The sequence below is a fragment of the Methanofollis liminatans DSM 4140 genome (genome assembly GCF_000275865.1).
In the GTDB taxonomy this organism is placed as follows: domain Archaea; phylum Halobacteriota; class Methanomicrobia; order Methanomicrobiales; family Methanofollaceae; genus Methanofollis; species Methanofollis liminatans.
Map to the genome: position 1 here is coordinate 1,737,538 of NZ_CM001555.1, position 19,055 is coordinate 1,756,592.

Sequence of the window (19,055 nt, forward strand, 5' to 3'; positions counted from 1 at the left end):
TGCCGCCATATCCGCCTGTTGACTGCCAGGAGGGAGCGGTCGCCGGGACGAACTACCCGGGGTAGAACCGGAAGATTTTCCCCGCAAACCAACGGTTTTCCCGTGTCGCCAACCGGGCGGGACCGGCGGCTCCCGTCACTTTATCTATCAGCCCGCCCCATCTTCATACAGCATTTGAAGGGATTGTCCATGTATCTGATAGGTGAAGCTCTCGTAGGAACCGGTGCCGAACTTGCGCACATCGATCTCGTGATGGGCGACAAGGAAGGGCCGGTCGGGATGGCCTTTGCGAACAGCATCTCGCAGCTCTCCGCAGGCCACACCCCGCTCCTCGCCGTTGTCCGCCCCAACCTTCTCACCAAGCCCGCCACCCTCGTGATCCCGAAGGTGACGCTGAAGAAGGGCGAGCAGGTGAAGGAGATGTTCGGCCCGGTGCAGGCGGCGGTCGCAAAGGCGGTCGCCGACTCCGTGGAGGAAGGCGTGTTTGAGGGTATCGATATCGAGAATACCGTCATCCTCGCAAGCGTCTACCTCGCACCCGAAGCACAGAACTACAATATGATCTACCGCTACAACTACGGCGCCACCAAGCTCGCGATCCGCCGGGCCCTCCAGCAGTTCCCCGACGTCGACACCCTCGTCTACGAGAAGGACCGCGCCGCTCACGCCGTGATGGGATTCAAGGTCCAGCGGCTCTGGAACCCGCCGTACCTCCAGGTGGCGATGGACCTCGTGGACCTGAAGAGGGTCGAGCAGGTGCTCACCGCCGTGCCGGAGAACGACCACGTCCTCTTCGAGGCAGGCACCCCCTTGATCAAGCAGTTCGGGCTCAACGTCCTCTCTGAGATCAGGCGCATCCGCCCGAACGCATTCATCATCGCCGACCTCAAGACCCTGGACACCGGGAACCTTGAGGCGCGGATGGCCTCGGACGCCGGCGCGGACGCCGTCGTGATCTCGGGCCTCGCCCCGAAGGCGACGATCGAGAAGGCGATCGAGGAGACGAAGAAGACCGGCATCTACTCGGTCATCGACATGCTCAACGTGGACGACCCGGCAGCCCTGGTCGCCGCCCTGAAAGTGAAGCCCGATATCGTCGAGCTCCACCGCGCCATCGACGCCGAGGGCGACGAATACGCCTGGGGCAATATCCCGGCGATTAAGAAGGCCGCCGGCGGCAAACTGCTCGTCGCAACAGCCGGCGGGATCAGGCAGGACGTCGTCGCCAAGGCCGTCGCATCGGGCGCCGACATTCTGGTCGTCGGCCGTGCGATCACCGCGAGCAAGGACATCCGCCACGCCGCCGAGGAGTTCATCGAGAAGCTGGACTCCGAGGAGATCGACCAGTTCCGCGTGATGACCGATTTCTAATCGGTCAGTATCAGGGTGCGCCCGGAGAGAATGCCAGGCGCAACCCGACCCATTTTTTTATCCGGTTTTTCGCCCGTTCACGATCGAGCAGGGCCTCCATCTGTGAAAAATGATGAGTGAGCGTGTTGGTGTGCTGACCGTTCCCGCTCCAATCGCGGTTTTGCGGGAGGGGGCGGCAGGCCCCGGGGTGGTGTCTGCTCGGGTTTTCTGGAACCCTCTCGCTCTCGGCGCCTGGATGTGGGAATAACTCCGAGGGTGGAGCGGACACCGTGCCGGGGGTTGCACCCCCGGACCCCTGCGTGCGATTGCCCTGGATATGCGAGGGGGGGACGGGCGGAGCATCTCTCGATGAAAAATGATGGAACGGCGTGCTGGCGCGGTTTTCCCGTCCCTGCCCCAATCGCAGTTCCGAGGGGCAGCAGACCCTCAGCAGCGGCGCACCAATCCCCCATCTGCTCCCGGAAACTGCTATACCCACACAAAAGAGAGGAGCCAGAAATATCCGGCGGCAGATGAGGGGGAGGTACGGCCAGACCTCCGCGCTACGATTCGTGCACCCTCACCAGTCGTGGGTCTCGCCGGGTCTGGGTTTGCCGACCTCCAGATGGTCATCCGCCTCCTGGTACGGCACCTCCCGGATCGGCGGCGGCTGGACAGTCTTCATATCGGTTTTTAACGTGTTGTCAAACCAGAGCTCCCGCTGCGGGAAGGGTATCTGGATGCCATTCTTCTCGAGCTCCACCTTGATCTTCCAGAGCAGTGCTGTCCGGAGGTCCCACCAGAAGAGAGAGGGCGCCCAGACCTTGACGACGATATTCACGCTTGAGTCATCGAGTTTGTCGACATAGACCGATGGACCAGGGCTCTTCAAGGCATAGGGCTGCCTGTCGATCAGATTTTTTATCAGGGCGATCGCCTTTGCCGCATCGTCCTGGTACCGGATCCCGACCGTGTACTCGAACCGACGCGCCGGATGGGCGACGAGATTTGTGATATCGCTGGTGAACATCTTCGAGTTCGGGATCCTGACAAAGATCCCGTCATAGGTCCGGACGATCGTCGACATGATCTGGATATTCTGGACGGTGCCGGTCAGGGACCCGATGGTGACATTGTCGCCGATCTTGATCGGCCGCTCGAACATGAGAAAGAGCCCTGAAACCAGGTTCGAGACGATGTTCTGAGTGGCAAACGCAAGCGCCAGAGCGACGATCCCTCCGGCGACAAAGAGGCCGGAGAGGTCGAAGTGGAGATAGGGAAGGAGGAGGAGGATCGTGATCAGGTAGATGAGGTAGGTCGAAAGCGTCATCACAAAGTCGAGATCAGACTTGGGGAGTTGATCCCCAAAACTCCGTTTAAGGCGATTTTTAACAATACGGATGATAATAAATGCGCCCAGGAGGATGAGAACGATTGAAATGATGTCGGTGGTGGTCGTCTCCCCGAGAAGAGAGATATTGTGGTAGTACTCGGCAACGGCATTGAAGACCACTCAGTGCACCCCCGCATCCATCGTAAAGGTGAGGGCGCTCTCGCTCAGCCCGATCGTGCGTGTATAGTAGAGCTCGATCGATTTGCGCATTCCCTCCCGGATCGGGGAGCGGATACAGCAGGTCTCTGCAATCGTCGACTTGATGACCCTCATCTGCGCCTTCATCGAGACAAGGCCCTGATCATAGTAGATCTTCATTCCGTAATTCTCCAGGACGACACGAGAGACCTCCACCCATCCTTTTGTCGTATTCACGATATCGAGTTCGACGACGCCCTCAAAGCAGGGATCATGTGCGGGCAGCGTAAAAGACACGGGACTCCAGTGATAACGGGTGATCACGCCGGTGTCCGTCGGGCCATAGAGGGAGTATTTTTGCGGGAGGCGCGAGAAGATGTCAATGCACCGGAACGCCGCCTTCTTCGAGATAAATATCCCGATCTCGATGGGGAAGGTGAGATATATCCTGCGAGTCGCCTCGGGTTCGATGATGATCGATTCGAACCTGATCTCAAGGAACCGTGTCACCTCTTCAGGGAGGTTCAGGGGCTCCACCGGGTTGATGATCACCTGCCCGCCGTCCGAGGCGATGATCCGCTCCATCGTCGAATCACCCAGCGTTCGGGAATAACGGACGACATCGCCATCTCTTGAAAAACAGATCTTTAAATCGTCTTTCTCGATGCAAAAGTCCAGGCTGTAGCGACCGTACACAGGAAAGATCTGGCACCCTTCGGTCAATAAATCTTGTCTTATTTAAGGATTCTTTCAGAGAAATAAAAATATATTGACCTTCGATCAGGATCAGGCCATGCGAGGATCTCCGGGTGGGGAAATGGATCAAGTCTCTGCTTAAAGAATTTCAGGGTTTGACATGCCAGATTCAGATGCCTTACCCAGCCCAATAGGAAAAAGAGAGATTAAGCGCACTATTCTTTGTGCGGGAATCTCTAAAATTCGAGCTCTGTTGAATCGCACATGAATCCAGGAAAGGGACTCAAACATACCCCATGAAGTGTTTTTCATGGTCGCCCTCATACCGATGTTGATGTCTCTCCTGTAATCGCAGGGCGGGAGCGCGGATCCCCCGCCTTCCCCATCTACTGTCTGCCGGGATTTTCACCCGGACCCCCACTTGCGATAGTCCCCTGGAAGAGCGAACAGGACATCCGAGGAGTGAGCGTGCCGTATCCCCACCTATCCTGAGCGGGGGTCAGGGAGCGTAGTCCCCCGGCGCAAGCACGCCAGAATAGGATTTAACGAGCCAAAATTTGCCTTTATTTTCTGGTTATTTTTACCACGTTTTGATACCCGGTACCGTGACAGTGTCTGCATGGGTCGGGCAATGGCAGTATGCTATCGGGATCCTTGCCGCTGCCCTTGCACACGGTGCATTTCTCTGGAGGATAATAGACCTGTACAGTCCCTTCCCCATGACAGGACGGACATCCCTGAAACAATGATAATGCCCCACGGCCTCCGCAGTAAGAACAATCGACACTAACTATCTTTTGTTTAACGGGCTTTTTCGATGTTTTTGATGTCCCAGCGTCATTTTTCTTGTTCATCTTTGCTTTGTAGTTTGCAATTTTCGTACCGACATCGCCATGTATTGTACCATGACAGGTTTTGCACATCAAGGTTAAATTTTGAGTGCGTGTATCCTCAGGATCCCCATTAATATGGTGGATATCGAATCCGTGAGGATTTTCCGCATATAATAAGCCACATTCTAAGACACATTTGCCCCCGCATTTTTGAATGACAGTTTTTCCTTGCGCACTATCAACCTTTACTCGGTCTTTTTTTCTTTCTCCAGAATCTAAACGCTTCAACTCTTCTTTGTAGAGCCTATCGACAAAATAATCTCGGTTCAATATTTTATCAGCCATTAATTGCAATTTAGGAGTATAATATATATTATTTTTTAATTTATCATGCTCATCAAAAAAATCAGTATTTCAATCTCAAAAACTCACGATCAGACACCAAGTCATTTCTTCTTCGAAAATATCACACACGGCTTGATAATGCCAACGATTCATAAAAAAAAGCAGTGACCCCTCCCTATCCGAAACCCCCATCTTCTTTCAGGCACAGACACTCCTGCAGGAGAGACCATGCCAGAAGACCGGATCAGATACTTCGACCACTCGGCCACGACCCCCACCCACCCCGACGTCGTGGCGGCGATGCTCCCGTACTTCACCGACCATTTCGGCAACCCCTCCTCGCTCTACGGCATCGCCGAAGAGTCGAGGGCGGCAATCGCGCGAGCGCGTTCACAGGTCGCCGCAGCGATCGGCGCAAGCCCCGAGGAGATCTTCTTCACCGCCGGGGGGACAGAGTCAGACAACTGGGCGATCAAGGGGATCGCCCATGCGCACCGCGACCGGGGCGACCACATCATCACGACGGCGATCGAGCACCACGCCGTCCTCCACACCTGCGCCTTCCTGGAAGAGCAGGGCTTCTCGGTCACCTACCTCCCGGTCGACCGGGAGGGGCGGGTCGATCCGGCGGCCGTGCAGGATGCGATCACCGACCGCACCATTCTGGTCACGGTGATGACCGCCAACAACGAGGTCGGGACCGTCCAGCCGATCCGCGAGATCGGCGCCGTCGCCCGCGAGCACGGCGTCCCCTTCCACACCGACGCCGTCCAGGCGATCGGCAACCTCGAACTCGACGTCGATGAGGACAACATCGACCTCCTCTCCCTCTCGGGCCACAAGTTCTACGGCCCCAAGGGCATCGGCGCCCTCTACATCAGGAACGGAACAAAAATCGCAAACTTCATCCACGGCGGCGGGCAGGAGCGGGGCAGGCGCGCCGGCACCGAGAACCTTCCCGGCGTCGTCGGCCTCGGGGCGGCGATCGAACGGGCGTGCACCGACATCCCGGCCCACGGGGCGCGGCTTGCCGGGCTGCGCGACCGCCTCCTCGCCGGCATCATGGAGGCGATCCCCGACGTCACCCTCAACGGCCACCCCACCGAGCGCCTGCCCAGCAACATCAACGTCTCCTTCGACGGCATCGACGGCGAGGCCCTGCTCACCCTCCTCGCCATGAAGGGCGTCTGCGCCTCAACGGGGAGCGCCTGCTCCTCGGGGTCTGAATCGCCCTCGCACGTCCTCCTCGCCCTCGGCGTCCCGCCGCAGCGCGCCCGCGCCTCCCTCCGCCTCACCCTCGGGGATCTCACCGCAGGAGAAGACGTCGACTATCTCCTCGCCCTCCTCCCCGACGCCGTCAAAAAACTCAGGAGACTCTCGGGCGCCGGTGCCTGATCGAGAAAGGTTTAGACGAGGGGCGCCAAAGAGAGATCAGCATGCAGTTCACAGAGAAAGTCATGGACCACTTCGAAAACCCGCGCAACGTCGGGGTGCTGGAGGACGCCGACGCCGTCGCCGAGGTGGGGAGCAAGGAGTGCGGGGACACGACCACCCTGTACCTGAAGATCCGGGACAGCCGGATCGTGGACGTGCGGTTCAGGACCCTCGGCTGCGCCGCCGCCATCGCCTCGTCGAGCATGGCGACCGAACTGATCCGGGGAAAGACCCTCGAAGAGGCATGGGCGCTCACCAACACCGACGTCGTTGAGGCGCTCGGCGGCCTCCCGGAGCCGAAGATCCACTGCTCGGTCCTGGCCGAAGGGGCGATCAGGGAAGCGATCAACAATTACCGGCGTTCGCAGGGGCTCGACCCCTGGTAACGCCCAAAAATCTTTTTTCTCAGGATAAAAAGGATTTTAGACCTCGACGCTCTCGCCCGGCGCCAGGAGGATCACGCGGATATCGGCGGTCCGTTCGAGCGCCTCCTTAAAAGCAGAGAGGTCCTGCTCGATCGCCGGGAAGGTGTTGTAGTGCATCGGGATCACGGTCCCGGCCCCGACGAACTCCGCCGCCATCATCGCCTCGGCCGGCCCCATCGTGAAGCGCCCTCCCACCGGCAGGATGGCAACGTCGGGGTGGTAGAGCGCCCCGATCAACTTCATATCGGAGAAAAGCGCCGTGTCGCCGGCATGGTAGACGGCGGTGCCGTCCATCCTGATCACATACCCGGTGGCCACGCCCCCATAATACCCGCCGCCCGCGCACTCAAGCCATGAGGAGTGGAGGGCCGGCGTCATCGTGAACGAGACCCCGGCGACCTCGATCGTCCCGCCGATGTTCATCGGCTCAGCCGGAACGCCGCGTGCAGCCAGGTACTTTGCAATCTCGTTCACCGCCACGGTGGGCTTCTGGAAGCGCACGGCCTCGCCGAGATGATCGGCGTGGCCGTGGGTGACCGCAACGATATCGGGGTCCGCCTCGATCCCGCCCTCAGGCACAAAGGGATCGATCAGCACGGTCCTGCTGCCCTCGAGGAGAAAACATGCATGTCCAAGCCATCGGATCTTCATGCCAACCCGTTCTGCACGCAGGGTTAAAAAAGGGGGGTGTGCACCCGAAGGGATCAGGTGACGTCGATCATCTCGGCCTCGGTATTGTCGATCGCTTCCGAGAGCCCGTCGTTTATAACACCGCGCGTCATCTGCTCGGTGAGGTCGCGGTCCTCGAGCACGTCCTTGATCCGCTCGAGATAGGGGTCGAGCGTGGCGTCCTCGTCCATTGCGATCACATGGCGATATTCACGCAGCGAGGACGAACTGATCCCCAGGATCTGCGAAACGTCGTTCATCGTCTTCCCGGAGTCGATCAGATCAGAGAGTTCACGCCGTTCAAAGGGCATGTCAAAATCTGAATCGCGGAAGAGTTTGATGCGCACTCTCGCCCGCGCCACCGTCTTGGCCAGTTTCTCGTTGCCGAGTTCACGGGCGATCTCGGTGTCATTTTTTCCTTCGTTGAAGGATATGACAAGGGTGGCAAGCTGGCGGGGCGAGAGCTTCGTCTGGAAGAAACCCTGATCGAGGATCTCGCGCATAATGAGAGCGACTTCCCGTTCGACCGCGTCCCGGTCCCTGAGACTTCCATGGATCTTCTTCATCGGCTCGACAATCTCGGTCTTGCTCGTGAGATCCTGGAAGAGTGCGAGGAGTTCCTTCTTTCTCTTGTCTGCAGGCATGACATTACCACACTAGGTCTGAAATACAATACGCCTTATTATATTTAAAAATTCTCAATATGGCCTGGGCACAAGGGGCGAGGGCATTTTCCATCTTCACGCACAATATAATTATATGACGGAAAAAGAATTTTAAAACAAAAAAGAAACTTTTAATAACCTGAAATAGATTTCATTGGATTTCCGGTGATGGGAGGGAAGAAGAGAATGAACTGCAGGGCAGATCCGGGAAATTGTCGCCCTGCGCAATCATATCGACGGCACAATACACTTATTTGTATATAATTATTTGCATAATAAATGCCGCCGTCCCTCGATCCATTGCACCCTGCACCAACCACTCTCCGACGTCCGGAGAGAAGACGCGGCTTTTTTGAAAAAAAGTCGCCTTTTTAATCTTCAAGTTAAAATAGAATACAGGGATTGATCGCAGTGAGTGACACGTACGATAAAGTCATAGAACTTGCGAAGCGCCGCGGTTTTGTGTGGCCTTCAGCCGAGGTCTATGGCGCTGTTGCAGGGTTCATCGACTACGGCCCCCTCGGGGCAATGATGAAGCGGCGGGTCGAAGAGATCTGGCGGCACTACTATGTCATCAGAGAGGGTTACTACGAGATCGAGTGTCCGACCGTCGGAACAGAGTCCATCTATATCGCATCAGGGCATGTGAAAGGGTTCGCCGACAAAATGTGCGAGTGCCCCCACTGCCACGAATATTTCAGGGCCGACCACCTGGCCGAGGCCTGCGGGATCGCGAGCGCCTCCCACCTCACCAGAGAGGAACTTGCGGCGGCGATTGAAGAGGTGGCATGTCCCGGGTGCGGCGAGGTCTTCGGCAAGACCGAAGTCTTCGACTTCAACCTGATGTTCCAGACCACGATCGGCCCGGGCTCACAGCGGAAGGGATATCTCCGCCCTGAGACCGCACAGGGTATCTTCACCGACTTTTCCCGTCTCTCCCGCTTCTACCGGATGAAACTGCCCTTCGGGGCCGTCCAGATCGGCAAATCCTACCGGAACGAGATCTCACCCAGGCAGGGGATGATCCGCCTGCGCGAGTTCACCCAGGCCGAGGCCGAGATCTTCGTCAACCCGGAGAGCAAGCGCCACCCGAACTTCGGGCGCTATGCCGACTACGCGGTCGATCTCTGGGGGATCGAGCAGCAGCAGCAGAACACCGACCCGGTCAGCAAGACGATGCGCGAGGCCGTGGACGAGGGGATCATCGCCAACGAATATATCGCCTATTACCTCGCCCTCACCCACGACCTCCTCACCTCCATCGGGATCGACAGAAACCGCCTGCGGTTCAGGCAGCACCTCCCTGACGAGCGGGCGCACTACGCCATCGACTGCTGGGACGCCGAGGTCAGGTCTGAGCGCTTCGGCTGGGTCGAGACCGTCGGCATCGCCGACCGGACCGATTACGACCTCCGCGCCCATTCCGGCGAGAGCGGCGACACCATGACCGTCTTCGTCCCCTTCGACGAGGCGAGAACCGAGAAGAGAAAGAGGATCGTCGCCGACATGGGCGTGCTCGGCCCGAAGTACCGGGGGAAGGCGAAGAAAATCGCCGACGCCCTGGCCGAGACCTCGCCAGGCCCTGACGGCGCCGAGGTCACCGTCGACGGCGAGACATTCTTCATCCCCGGAGACCTCTACACCGTCCACGAGGAGGAGGTGGAGGTCAGGGGTGCCGAGGTGATGCCCCACGTGATCGAACCCTCGTACGGGATCGACCGGATGATATACGGCGTCCTCGAACACTCCTATGACGAGGAGATCGTGGAGGGCGAGGAGCGGCGGGTGCTCCGCCTCCCCGCCTGCATCGCCCCGGTGCAGGTCGCCGTCTTCCCGCTCGTGAACAAGGACGGCCTCGAGGAGATCGCACGGACGATCACCTCCGATCTGCAGGATGCCCGGATACTTGCCGACTACGACGACAACGGCGCCATCGGCCGCCGGTACCGGCGACAGGACGAGGTCGGAACGCCGTTCGCCGTGACCGTCGACTACGAGACGAAGGAGACGGGCACGGTCACCCTCAGGGACCGGGACTCCATGGAGCAGGTGCGCATCCCTGCAGGCGATCTCGTTGCAACCATCGGGTCCCTCATCAGGTGCCGCACCGCCTTTGCAGACCTGAAACAATGAGCCACATCAGCCACCCCCTCATCAGGGCAGAAAGCCTTGATGAGCGGCGGTACCAGCTCGCGATCGCCCTGCAGGCGCTCGACCGCCACACCATGGTGGTCCTCCCCACCGGCCTCGGCAAGACCGCCGTCGCCCTGATCACGGCTGCGTCGAGACTGTACCGCGAGGGTGGGCGGCTGCTTGTCCTCGCCCCCACTAAGCCCCTCGTCGAGCAGCACCTCCGCTATTTTTCCGAACGCCTCGCCCTCCCTGATGAAGGGACATGCGCCATCTTCACCGGCGACACCGGCCCGGACGAGAGAACGGCCATGTGGGAAGGGGCGAGGGCGATCTTCGCGACGCCGCAGGTGATCAAAAACGACCTGATCGCCGGGCGCTACACCCTCGCCGACGTCACCCTGATGGTGGTGGACGAGTGCCACCGGGCCGTCGGCAACTACGCCTACGTCTTTCTCGCCCGACGCTACCACCAGACCGCGGACAAACCCCTGCTCCTTGCGATGACCGCATCGCCGGGCGGGGACCACGGCAAGGTGGAAGAGGTGATGGCGAACCTCGGGATCGAGGGGGTCGAGACAAGGACCGAGTCAGACCCGGACGTCATACCGTACGTCCATGAGCGCGAGGTCGAGCACCGCCAGGTGGACCTCCCCGAAGACCTCGCCCTCGCCGTCGGCGACATCAATATCCTCATCGACTCCCGGCTTGCGGCACTGAAACGGGCCGGGTTCTTCGCGCCTGACCGGAGCAAACTCTCGATGAAGGCGCTCAATAAGATCAACGCCGAGATCCAGGGGCGGATCGCACAGCGGGACACCGCCGCCTTTACGGCAGCATCGATCTATGCCGAACTGATGAAACTCCGCCACGCCGTCTCCCTTGCCGAATCGCAGGGGAGCCGCGTGCTTGCCGGCTACCTCGAAAAACTCTCAAAGGAAGGGCAGTCAGCGACCGGGACGAAGGCAAGCCAGCGGCTTGCAGGCGACCCGGTCTTCCAGCGCCTCTGCCAGCGATCGGCGTCCTGGCAGGGCGAACTCCACCCGAAGGTCGGCCTCACCGTCGCGCTGGTGAAAGAGCAGGTGGCGCTCCACCCGGAAAGCCGGACGATCGTCTTTGCGACCTTCAGGGACACCGTCGCTCTCCTTGTCGAGGCCCTGCGCGAGGCCGGGATCGGCGCCGAACGCTTTGTGGGCCAGGCGTCGCGCGACGCCGAGAAAGGGCTCTCGCAGAAGAAGCAGATCGACGTCCTCCGCCGGTTCAGGGAGGGCGAGTTCCCGGTGATCGTCGCCACCTCGGTCGGGGAGGAAGGGCTCGACGTCCCGTCCACCGACCTTGTCGTTTTCTACGAGGCGGTCCCCTCTGAGATCAGGAGTATCCAGCGCAAAGGGAGGACAGGGCGGAGCGGCACCGGCCGGATCGTCGTCTTCACGACGAAAGGCACCGCCGACGAGGTCTACCGCTACGTGAGCCAGCAGCGCGAGCGCTCGATGCAGAAAGGGATCAGGGCGCTCGGGGGCGGCAGCACAGGAAAGGGGCAGACAAACTTCGGATCCTTTGTCGCCGCCGAGCCCGAAGGCCCGTCGATCACGGTCGACGACCGGGAGACCTCCTCGCGCGTTGCCGAGGTGCTCTCCGACCTCGGACTGCACATCGCCCTCACCCGCCTCGAGGTCGGGGACTACGCCGTCGGGGACCGCATCGTTGTCGAACGCAAGACCGTGCAGGACTTCGCCGACACGCTGGTCGACCGCGACCTCCTCGGGCAGGTGCGGGCCCTCGCCGCCGCGGCGCCGCGACCGGTGCTGATCGTGGAGGGCGACGGCGACCTCTACGCCGCGCGGGACATCCACCCCAATGCCATCAGGGGAGCCCTCGCCGCTATCACGGTGGACATGGGCGTCGCCGTGATCCGGACCAAGAGTGCGGAAGAGACTGCAGAGATGCTCGCCGTCCTCTGTCGACGTGAGGAGGGCGAACCTGGCGACCGCAGGGTGCAGACGAAGAAGACCTATACGACCGGGCAGGAGCAGCTGGAGAACATCGTCGCCTCGTTCCCCGAGATCGGCCTGAAAGGGGCACGGGCCCTCCTCGAACATTTCGGATCGGTGAAGGCCGTCGTCGAGGCTGAGAAGGACGACCTGACCGCGGTAAAAGGTGTGGGGAAAAAAACGGCTGATTCTATCTGGGAAACTGCACGCCGCCCCTACGGCTGACGCAGAAGCCTGAGCGCTTCGGCGCCTGCACGAACGGCCTCCATCAGGGTGAGGCACCGCCGTTCGTCCCCTTCTTCCGCTATGCGCGCGCAGAGCGAGACGATCGCCGCCTCGATACCGGCACCGGCCTCGCCGACAGGGGCGGCCGGCAGGAGAGGAAGTTCCGGGGCCGGGGCCTCTGGAGGAGCGCGCTTCTCGCCTCGCCCCTGTTCGGCACAGACAACGCAGAGCGTTTCGCCCTTGATCTCAAAGAGGGGCGAGCCGCAGACCTTACACTCCTTTGCGAGCATTTTCTCACCCTTCAGAAGGTGGTCAGCCATAATATCCTCGGGTTTTCTCTCGGTCAATGCCGTCACCTGCCGGTCGGACAAATCAATCTATATAAGAATGGCAGGGACATAGTATAAAGGGTGATTATGAATGGCCACTCCACAAGAAACAATAAACGTATGCATCCAGATGCTCCAGCATATATCCGACGATAACACGATTCCCCGCAACATCCGCAGAGTTGCCGACCAGACGAAGTCTCTTCTCACAAACGAACAGAAAAGCATCGGTCTGCGCGCCGCCGAAGCGATCTCCACCATCGACGAGATCAGCAACGATCCCAACATGCCGGTTCATGCCCGCACCCGCATCTGGGAACTGGTCTCTCAGCTCGAGAGCATACCTCTCGATTAACCGGATCTTTTTTCCGAGATACCATCTTTTTACGGCAGGACGGTGCAGACGACCGTCCGCTCGCGCCGCGGCCTGACATCGAGTTCGAGGAGGACGACCTGCTGCCAGGTCCCGAGGACCGGGGCGCCGTCGCGCACCGGCACGCTCAGCGCCGGTCCGACAAGCGATGCCCGAACATGCGACCGCCCGTTGCCGTCCCCCCACCGGCGGTCGTGGGCATAGACCGCATCCTTCGGGGCGATACGTTCGAGCGCCTCGCGCAGGTCGTCGAGGACGCCGTCCTCGTACTCGATCGTCGTCAGGGCCGCCGTCGACCCGACGACAAAGAGGTTGCAGACACCCTTCTCGATCCCGCTCTTCCCGACGCACCGACGCACGGACGGCGTGAGATCGACGATCGCACCCTCGCCGCCGGTACTCACGGCGATCTCTTCCTGGTAGACCATGCGAGCATCATCGGCATCGCGGTAAAAAAGGGTGCCGGCCCGGCATCACTCCTCGGCGATCCAGCGGTGGAGGTACGCCGCCGCCACGGCCCCGGCGATCGGGCCGACGATATAGATCGGGAAATATACCCAGAGGTTCGCCCCGCCAAGGAGCATGTCCCCGAGGTACGGCCCGAAGGTGCGCGCCGGGTTGAGGGAGGCACCCGCGATGTTCCCGGTCGTCGTGATGATCCCGGCGACCGTCAGCCCGATGATCAGCCCGGCAAACCCCGGTGGCGCCTGCCGGTCCACGGCCACGCCCATGATGGCGAGCATCAGGAGGAAGGTGCCGATCGCCTCGGCGAGGACCGCCGCCCCGTAGGTGATGCCCGGGAAGGGCGCCGTCGCCCCGAGCCCGCCGATCGTCGCCGCCTCGGGCCCGACGCAGGCGGCGAAGGCGAGGCTTGCGATCGCCGCGCCCACCAGCTGGGCGAGGATGTAGGGGGCGACCTCACGGCCCGGAAAGAGCCGTATCGACCAGAGGGCGATCGTCACCGCCGGGTTGATATGGGCCCCGGAGATCCGGCCGAAGGCGTAGATCACCGCCGCAATCGCAAATCCGAAGGCAAGCCCAATAGCAAGCCAGTCGCCAAGCCCGCCGAGGGCGCCGATCCCGATGTTGAAAGGGTTTGGCGGGGTGGACCCTGCAGCGATCATCAGGGTGACCGCTGCAGCCCCGGCCCCGAAGAAGACCAGGGCAAATGTCCCGATCAACTCAGCCACGCATCGTTTCGCAAGCGAGACCATTGCGATCACGCACCCAGCGCCTCGTGACACTCAGGGCAGAGGATCCTGGGCAGCTTCTTCTTCAGCTTCTGCGCCGGGAAGGGATAACCACCCTCCCAGACATCGGTATCCTCCCGGATCATATGCGCGGTGCAGAGACCCATGCCGCAGACGATACAGATCCCGGCAGCCTCCGTCTCCTTTCCAGCCTGTGCACAGACATAGCACTTCATGAAATAACCTCTATACGGCCTCTCTCCACTGGCAGTACTCGTGCCTGAAGTCGATCATCGAGGCCGAGGCGCAGTCCTTGCAGACGCGGGCCGGTGCCGCGATCTTCTCCGGCTGCAGGGCGATGATGTTCGTCATCATCGTCGCCGTCACCGGTTCGCTCGTGAGCAGGCATGGGTAATCGGCAAGGCGCATCAGGGCCGAGAACCTGACCGTGATCGCCGAGGCCGGATACGCATAGCGCTGCGGGTTCATCAGCACCTCGTGTTCGTGGATCGGGGTGAGGTCCACCGGGAACCCGGCGACGAGGGGCGTCAGGATCTCGCCAGATCCGTTCCGCTTCCGCCTGGCCGTATCGAGCATCCGCCAGCCGCGCCAGATCATGTCCATGAAATCGCAGTTGTGGAGCTCGGCGGCGGCCCCGCGGGTCGGGTAGAGCTGGACATAGTTGTGGAAGCGTTTGGTGAGGAGGTCGACGACGACGGGAGCGTTGAAGCCGTCGAGTTCCAGAATGTACTCGGTCGCCGCCGCCGAGGCGCCGGTGGCGATCGAGAGGATCTGGTACTCGCTGCGCACCTTTTCGAGGGAGGCGCGCAGGCTCCGCTCCATCACGTCGGTCACCGCCTCGATCACCCCCATGACCACGTCATCCTTGCACATGTTGTAGGTGGACTGGGCAATGTGGTGCGAGATGTCGCCGACGCAGTAGGCCGGGACGGTGACGATGTTGCCGTAGTGGACGCCCCCGTCAATCGCCTTCTTCACAACCGGCTCCATATCCTTTTTGTAGCCCTCCATGTACTTCATGGGGTCGAACGAGGTCATCCCGGCCTTTTCCATCAGGTCGGCCTGGGCTTTTACCGGGTGGTCGTAGATCGCCTGGAGTTGCTTGACCTCTTTTTTCGTGGCGGCGGCCAGGGTGTCGCCTGCCTCGACGGCGGTTGCAAACGCCTCGCCGATGCCGTAACTGGTGTTCATCCCCCAGGACTTCGCCGCAAGGATCGCCTGTTTGTGCGCCTCCGGGATCTCCACCGTCTTTAAGATCTGGTTGACGACGTTGCTCGTGCTCCCCGGGATCAGGGCGAAGTCGACGACGCAGGTCGGGCCGTAGAACCCGGCATAGCGGCGGGCTGCCTCCCGCCCGATCAGGGCCTCGGCCTTCCCGATCGCCTTGATGAAGGCGTCCATGCTCTTCCTGAACTTCGGGTCCTCGGCATAGAGCACCTCCAGCACCGCCGGCGTCTGGTAGTGCTCGACAAAGGGGTCGTCCTCCGGCCTGACATAGTCGGTGAGTGCGGAGAGATGCTTGAAGTGGGCTTTGACCGACTCGACATGGAGATCGATCACCGCACGGCTCTGCTCGCCGGCGGGCTTCATGCCCTTGACGACGTCGACATAGGCCTTTCCGTCCTTGACGGCGTACTTCGTCCCGCGCTTCTTCTTCACCGTCTCGACGTCGGCGCGCTGCGCCGCCATCGCCTCGTTTACGATTTTCGTATAGATCTCGATCATAAGACTCGCCTCCAGATCGTTACGGTATCGTTTCAGATACCGGCCTGAATGCAGCAGCCGTTTCCTGCACCTGACGATCAGGGGTACAGGCAGTGGCAAGGGTGGAAAAAGAATGTCGGATCTTATCCTGTGTCGGCCCCGGAACCACCCGTTTCAAGGGCCGGACGATTGAATCCTGGCCTTTACAGGATCATCAGGCACGTGCCGCTGTTTGACAACCGAGGATGGGGCATTTCCATATATAATGGTATTCCAGATCGCATTTCGCCCGAAAAAAAGACTGAAACGATAAAAAGAGATAATATTGCGGGGAATCAGATCCACCACGCACTCGCCGGGTGCGTGCCTCCTCAGTCCCGTCCGCCTGCCGCGCGCTCCTCGCCCAGGATCCGGCGCTCGGCCGCCCGCAGGATCATCCCGATCATCCCGGGATAGGAGATACCGGCGATCCCCGCCATCTTCGCCAGGTGGCCGTCCCAGCACCAGCCCGGATTGGGGTTCACTTCAAGCAGCTTCGGCTCTCCGGCGGCACTCAGCCGCCAGTCGAACCTGCAGTAGTCCCTGCAGCCGAGCCTGACCGCAAGGCGTGCGCTCCACTCCACAATCGCCTTCTCGGTTTCCTCGGGGAGATCGGCCTTCACCGATGTGATCTTCCAGTACGGCGACTCGGGCAGCCATTTCGCCTCATAGCCGCATATCCGCGGAAGCCCCGCGGGCAGGGCCGAATAGTCCTCCTCGATGATCGGGAGCACCGTATAGGACTCGGGCGGGTTGCCGACGATCCCGACCGAGAGGTCGGGGCCGGTGAGGTACTCCTCGATCAGAACGGGGCGATCAAACCCGTAATAATCCCTGAACCCGGCGATCGCCGCCGAGAGATCCTCCACCGTCCATGCCACGCTCCGCTCGGTGATGCCGAAACTCGAGTCCCCGGCATTCGGTTTGACGATGGCCGGCAGCCTGAACGGGAGGTCGCAGATCGTCTCCCCGCCCCGCAGGAACACCGCTTCAGGGACCGGGATCCGCATCTCCCTGGCCGCACCCCGCACAAGAGACTTGTCATAGCAGGCGGCCAGACACTGGGGCCCGGCGCCGGTGTACGGGATGCCGAACATCTCGAGGAGCGCCGGGACGTGCAGCTCCATCCGCGGGTCGTTGAAATACCCCTCGTCGCAGAGGTTGAAGACATAGTCCACCGACCCCCGCAGTTTCCCGAGGTCGGCGGGCAGGGTGTCGTGGCCGTCCAGGAACCTGAACCGGTAACCCTTCAGTTCTCCGAGCGCCGCCTTCAACTGGTTGAGGGTGAAGAAGTCGTCCTCGTCGAAGACGCAGTCGGGTTTGATCTCGTCGCGCTGCCTGGGATCGCCGAAGACCACGGCCACCTGCATAAGACCGGTTTTCGCCCCGGGCGCAGCCGGCGACCAGGGCTTGTCAATCGCGGCGGTGACGATGATCCGCCGTTCCATCATCCCGAGGTCCTGCCCCCGCCCGGACTCGGTGGCGATCTCCCCGTGGACCTGCACTCCGGAAAAACCGGCCGCCGCAAGAAGGGCGACGATCTCATCGCGGGTGTACAGCCGTTCGGCATAGAACTGGTCGGCGATCACCCCATGGTCGGAACGGGTGATCACCTCGCGCGAGATGAGGCGCGTGCCGTCCGAGGAGAGGGAGCGTTCCCGGCAGACAAAGTGCTTTTTGTCGATCCACTCCCAGGAACGTTTCTGAAAATTTTCCTTCAGCCATCCCCCGTCTGCAATGTCGAGAAGGACGCGCCCACCCGGTTTGAGCACCCGCGCAACCCCTTCGAGCACCCGGCGATCGTCCTCGCCGCTCTCGAAGTAGCCAAAACTGTTTCCGAGGAGGAGGATCACGTCGAAGGAGTCAGGCCTGTACGGAAGTTTCCGCGCATCGCCCTCCCTGAACCTGACGTTCAGACCGTCCTGCCTGGAGGACGCCCTCGCCTTCTGCACAAGATAATGGGAGCGGTCGAGGCCCTCGGCGCGATAGCCCCGGCGTGCGAGTTCCAGGGTGTGCCGCCCCTGCCCGCAGCAGAGGTCGAGCACACGGTCGTCTGCCTTCAGGTCGAGCGCCCTGCAGAAAAGGTCGGTTTCCCGCCCTGTCAGGAGGGCGTCCCCGACCACATCCCCGTCTGTCTTGAGATAGAGGTGGTTGAAGATCCCGCGCCACCATTCGGGCCGCACATGGGCCTCCAGATTTTCAACCGGCCCAAGAGAACACCCCTGCACCCGCTTTTTTTCCTTATCAACCGAGCCGTTCAATTTGCCTTTGTTCATTCCGGCAGCACTCCGCCTTGACCTGATGGAGAAACGCGACGATTATCTCCTGATTCCAGATTGCCAGGAGGTCCGCCGGATTTCATTGCCATCTGCTATCGGTGGTGGGGCAACCGATATAGGGCTTTGCCGGTAGGGGCGGGATGTGCAGAAGATGCCCGGCATTGCCGCGAGATAAGCCCCGGCCGGAGAGGTGGAGCGCCGAAAAAAAGGAGCGATCTGTTCAGGGTGCGCTCTTGCCGCCGGTTGCAGGCGGCGTGAATACGCGCGTCGCCAGTTCGCGGTCCAGCATGAAGAGGGCGTTTGTTTCCTCCCTGATCATCTTCAGCCTCTCGATGATCCCGGTATCGTTCGCCTCCTCCTCCACCTGCTCGTTCACGTACCACTGCAGGAAGTTATAGGTGGCGTAATCCTTCTCTTTCTGGGCGAGTTCGACGAGGTCGTTGATCATCGCCGTCACCTTCTGCTCGTGGGCATAGGTGGCCTCGAAGACCGCAAGCGGGGACTCCCATTCAGACGGCGGGGCCTCGATCGCCTGCATGATCAGGCGTCCGCCCCGGGCGACGACATAGTCGTAGAACTTCAGGGCATGGAACTGCTCCTCCTGCATCTGCACCCGCATCCAGTTCGCAAATCCCGGCAGGTTCCGGTTCGAGAACCATGCCGACATCGAGAGGTAGAGATAGGCCGAGTAGAGTTCCCGGTTGATCTGGCGGTTCAGCGCCTCAACCATTGTCTGGCGGATCATGATATCACGATTCCCGCATGGACCCATGCCATATAAATAAGTTATGACCGGGTGCTGCCACACCTCCAGGCACCCGGAGGG

General features: G+C 60.8%; 18 protein-coding genes. 6 read left to right on the plus strand and 12 right to left on the minus strand.

Annotated features, from left to right (window positions below):
* The first annotated feature begins 189 nt into the window (after positions 1 to 189).
* Positions 190 to 1,371: a bifunctional 5,6,7,8-tetrahydromethanopterin hydro-lyase/3-hexulose-6-phosphate synthase gene (locus METLI_RS08565; RefSeq protein WP_004039488.1), complete on the plus strand. Its 1,182-nt coding sequence runs from the start codon at positions 190 to 192 to the stop codon at positions 1,369 to 1,371.
* Between the two features lie 559 nt (positions 1,372 to 1,930).
* On the opposite strand, the gene METLI_RS08570 is transcribed toward METLI_RS08565, so the two are convergent.
* The 3 genes from METLI_RS08570 to METLI_RS13200 all read right to left on the minus strand — a co-directional run bounded on the left by METLI_RS08570 (position 1,931) and on the right by METLI_RS13200 (position 4,755).
* Entirely contained in the window at positions 1,931 to 2,863 is a 933-nt protein-coding gene (locus tag METLI_RS08570) for a mechanosensitive ion channel family protein (protein ID WP_004039489.1), read from the minus strand.
* A complete protein-coding gene (locus METLI_RS08575) occupies positions 2,864 to 3,577 on the minus strand; it encodes a DUF432 domain-containing protein (RefSeq protein WP_004039490.1) in 714 nt (237 codons plus the stop codon).
* Between the two features lie 563 nt (positions 3,578 to 4,140).
* Complete coding sequence (locus METLI_RS13200) at positions 4,141 to 4,755, minus strand: hypothetical protein (RefSeq protein ID WP_004039491.1); 615 nt, start codon at positions 4,753 to 4,755, stop codon at positions 4,141 to 4,143.
* Positions 4,756 to 4,983: 228 nt separating this feature from the next.
* Between METLI_RS13200 and nifS the strand changes: the two genes are divergently transcribed.
* Together nifS and METLI_RS08585 are read left to right on the plus strand one after the other, a co-directional pair.
* Positions 4,984 to 6,150, plus strand: coding sequence for a cysteine desulfurase NifS (gene nifS / locus METLI_RS08580; protein WP_004039492.1), 1,167 nt, complete (start codon positions 4,984 to 4,986; stop codon positions 6,148 to 6,150).
* A 41-nt stretch (positions 6,151 to 6,191) separates the two neighbouring features.
* The gene (locus METLI_RS08585; RefSeq protein ID WP_004039493.1) at positions 6,192 to 6,575 is read left to right on the plus strand and encodes an iron-sulfur cluster assembly scaffold protein; all 384 of its coding nucleotides are present in this window, start codon (positions 6,192 to 6,194) and stop codon (positions 6,573 to 6,575) included.
* A gap of 36 nt (positions 6,576 to 6,611) precedes the next feature.
* Here METLI_RS08585 and METLI_RS08590 read toward each other — a convergent pair whose 3' ends face one another.
* A complete protein-coding gene (locus METLI_RS08590) occupies positions 6,612 to 7,265 on the minus strand; it encodes a metal-dependent hydrolase (protein ID WP_004039494.1) in 654 nt (217 codons plus the stop codon).
* Positions 7,266 to 7,318: 53 nt separating this feature from the next.
* Entirely contained in the window at positions 7,319 to 7,927 is a 609-nt protein-coding gene (locus METLI_RS08595; RefSeq protein WP_004039495.1) for a hypothetical protein, read from the minus strand.
* Between the two features lie 432 nt (positions 7,928 to 8,359).
* On the opposite strand from METLI_RS08595, the gene glyS reads away from it, so the two are divergent.
* Positions 8,360 to 10,081, plus strand: coding sequence for a glycine--tRNA ligase (gene glyS, locus METLI_RS08600; RefSeq protein ID WP_004039496.1), 1,722 nt, complete (start codon positions 8,360 to 8,362; stop codon positions 10,079 to 10,081).
* Entirely contained in the window at positions 10,078 to 12,294 is a 2,217-nt protein-coding gene (locus METLI_RS08605) for a DEAD/DEAH box helicase (RefSeq protein WP_004039497.1), read from the plus strand. The genes glyS and METLI_RS08605 overlap by 4 nt, the downstream gene beginning before the upstream one ends.
* Here METLI_RS08605 and METLI_RS08610 read toward each other — a convergent pair.
* Positions 12,285 to 12,614 carry an Sjogren's syndrome/scleroderma autoantigen 1 family protein gene (locus METLI_RS08610; RefSeq protein ID WP_245529349.1) on the minus strand — a complete coding sequence of 110 codons (330 nt, stop codon included), beginning with the start codon at positions 12,612 to 12,614 and terminating at the stop codon, positions 12,285 to 12,287. The two genes, METLI_RS08605 and METLI_RS08610, sit on opposite strands and share 10 nt — an antisense overlap.
* A gap of 100 nt (positions 12,615 to 12,714) precedes the next feature.
* Here METLI_RS08610 and METLI_RS08615 point away from each other — a divergent pair, with 100 nt between their 5' ends.
* Positions 12,715 to 12,978 (plus strand): UPF0147 family protein, encoded by a 264-nt coding sequence (locus METLI_RS08615; protein WP_004039501.1) that lies wholly within the window; start codon positions 12,715 to 12,717, stop codon positions 12,976 to 12,978.
* A gap of 29 nt (positions 12,979 to 13,007) precedes the next feature.
* Here the strand turns inward: METLI_RS08615 and METLI_RS08620 are convergent, their stop codons facing one another.
* The 6 genes from METLI_RS08620 to METLI_RS08645 form a co-directional block, all read right to left on the minus strand.
* On the minus strand, positions 13,008 to 13,424 hold the full coding sequence (locus tag METLI_RS08620; protein ID WP_004039504.1) for a secondary thiamine-phosphate synthase enzyme YjbQ: 417 nt from the start codon (positions 13,422 to 13,424) through the stop codon (positions 13,008 to 13,010).
* A gap of 45 nt (positions 13,425 to 13,469) precedes the next feature.
* A complete protein-coding gene (locus tag METLI_RS08625; RefSeq protein ID WP_004039505.1) occupies positions 13,470 to 14,210 on the minus strand; it encodes an MIP/aquaporin family protein in 741 nt (246 codons plus the stop codon).
* 5 nt (positions 14,211 to 14,215) lie between these two features.
* Positions 14,216 to 14,422, minus strand: a complete 207-nt coding sequence (locus METLI_RS08630; protein ID WP_004039508.1) for a DUF2180 family protein — start codon at positions 14,420 to 14,422, stop codon at positions 14,216 to 14,218.
* 10 nt (positions 14,423 to 14,432) lie between these two features.
* Entirely contained in the window at positions 14,433 to 15,932 is a 1,500-nt protein-coding gene (locus tag METLI_RS08635; RefSeq protein WP_004039509.1) for a DUF2193 domain-containing protein, read from the minus strand.
* A 350-nt stretch (positions 15,933 to 16,282) separates the two neighbouring features.
* Positions 16,283 to 18,226, minus strand: coding sequence for a methyltransferase domain-containing protein (locus METLI_RS08640; protein ID WP_004039511.1), 1,944 nt, complete (start codon positions 18,224 to 18,226; stop codon positions 16,283 to 16,285).
* 223 nt (positions 18,227 to 18,449) lie between these two features.
* Positions 18,450 to 18,974 carry a ferritin gene (locus METLI_RS08645; protein ID WP_004039513.1) on the minus strand — a complete coding sequence of 175 codons (525 nt, stop codon included), beginning with the start codon at positions 18,972 to 18,974 and terminating at the stop codon, positions 18,450 to 18,452.
* Positions 18,975 to 19,055 lie beyond the last annotated feature (81 nt).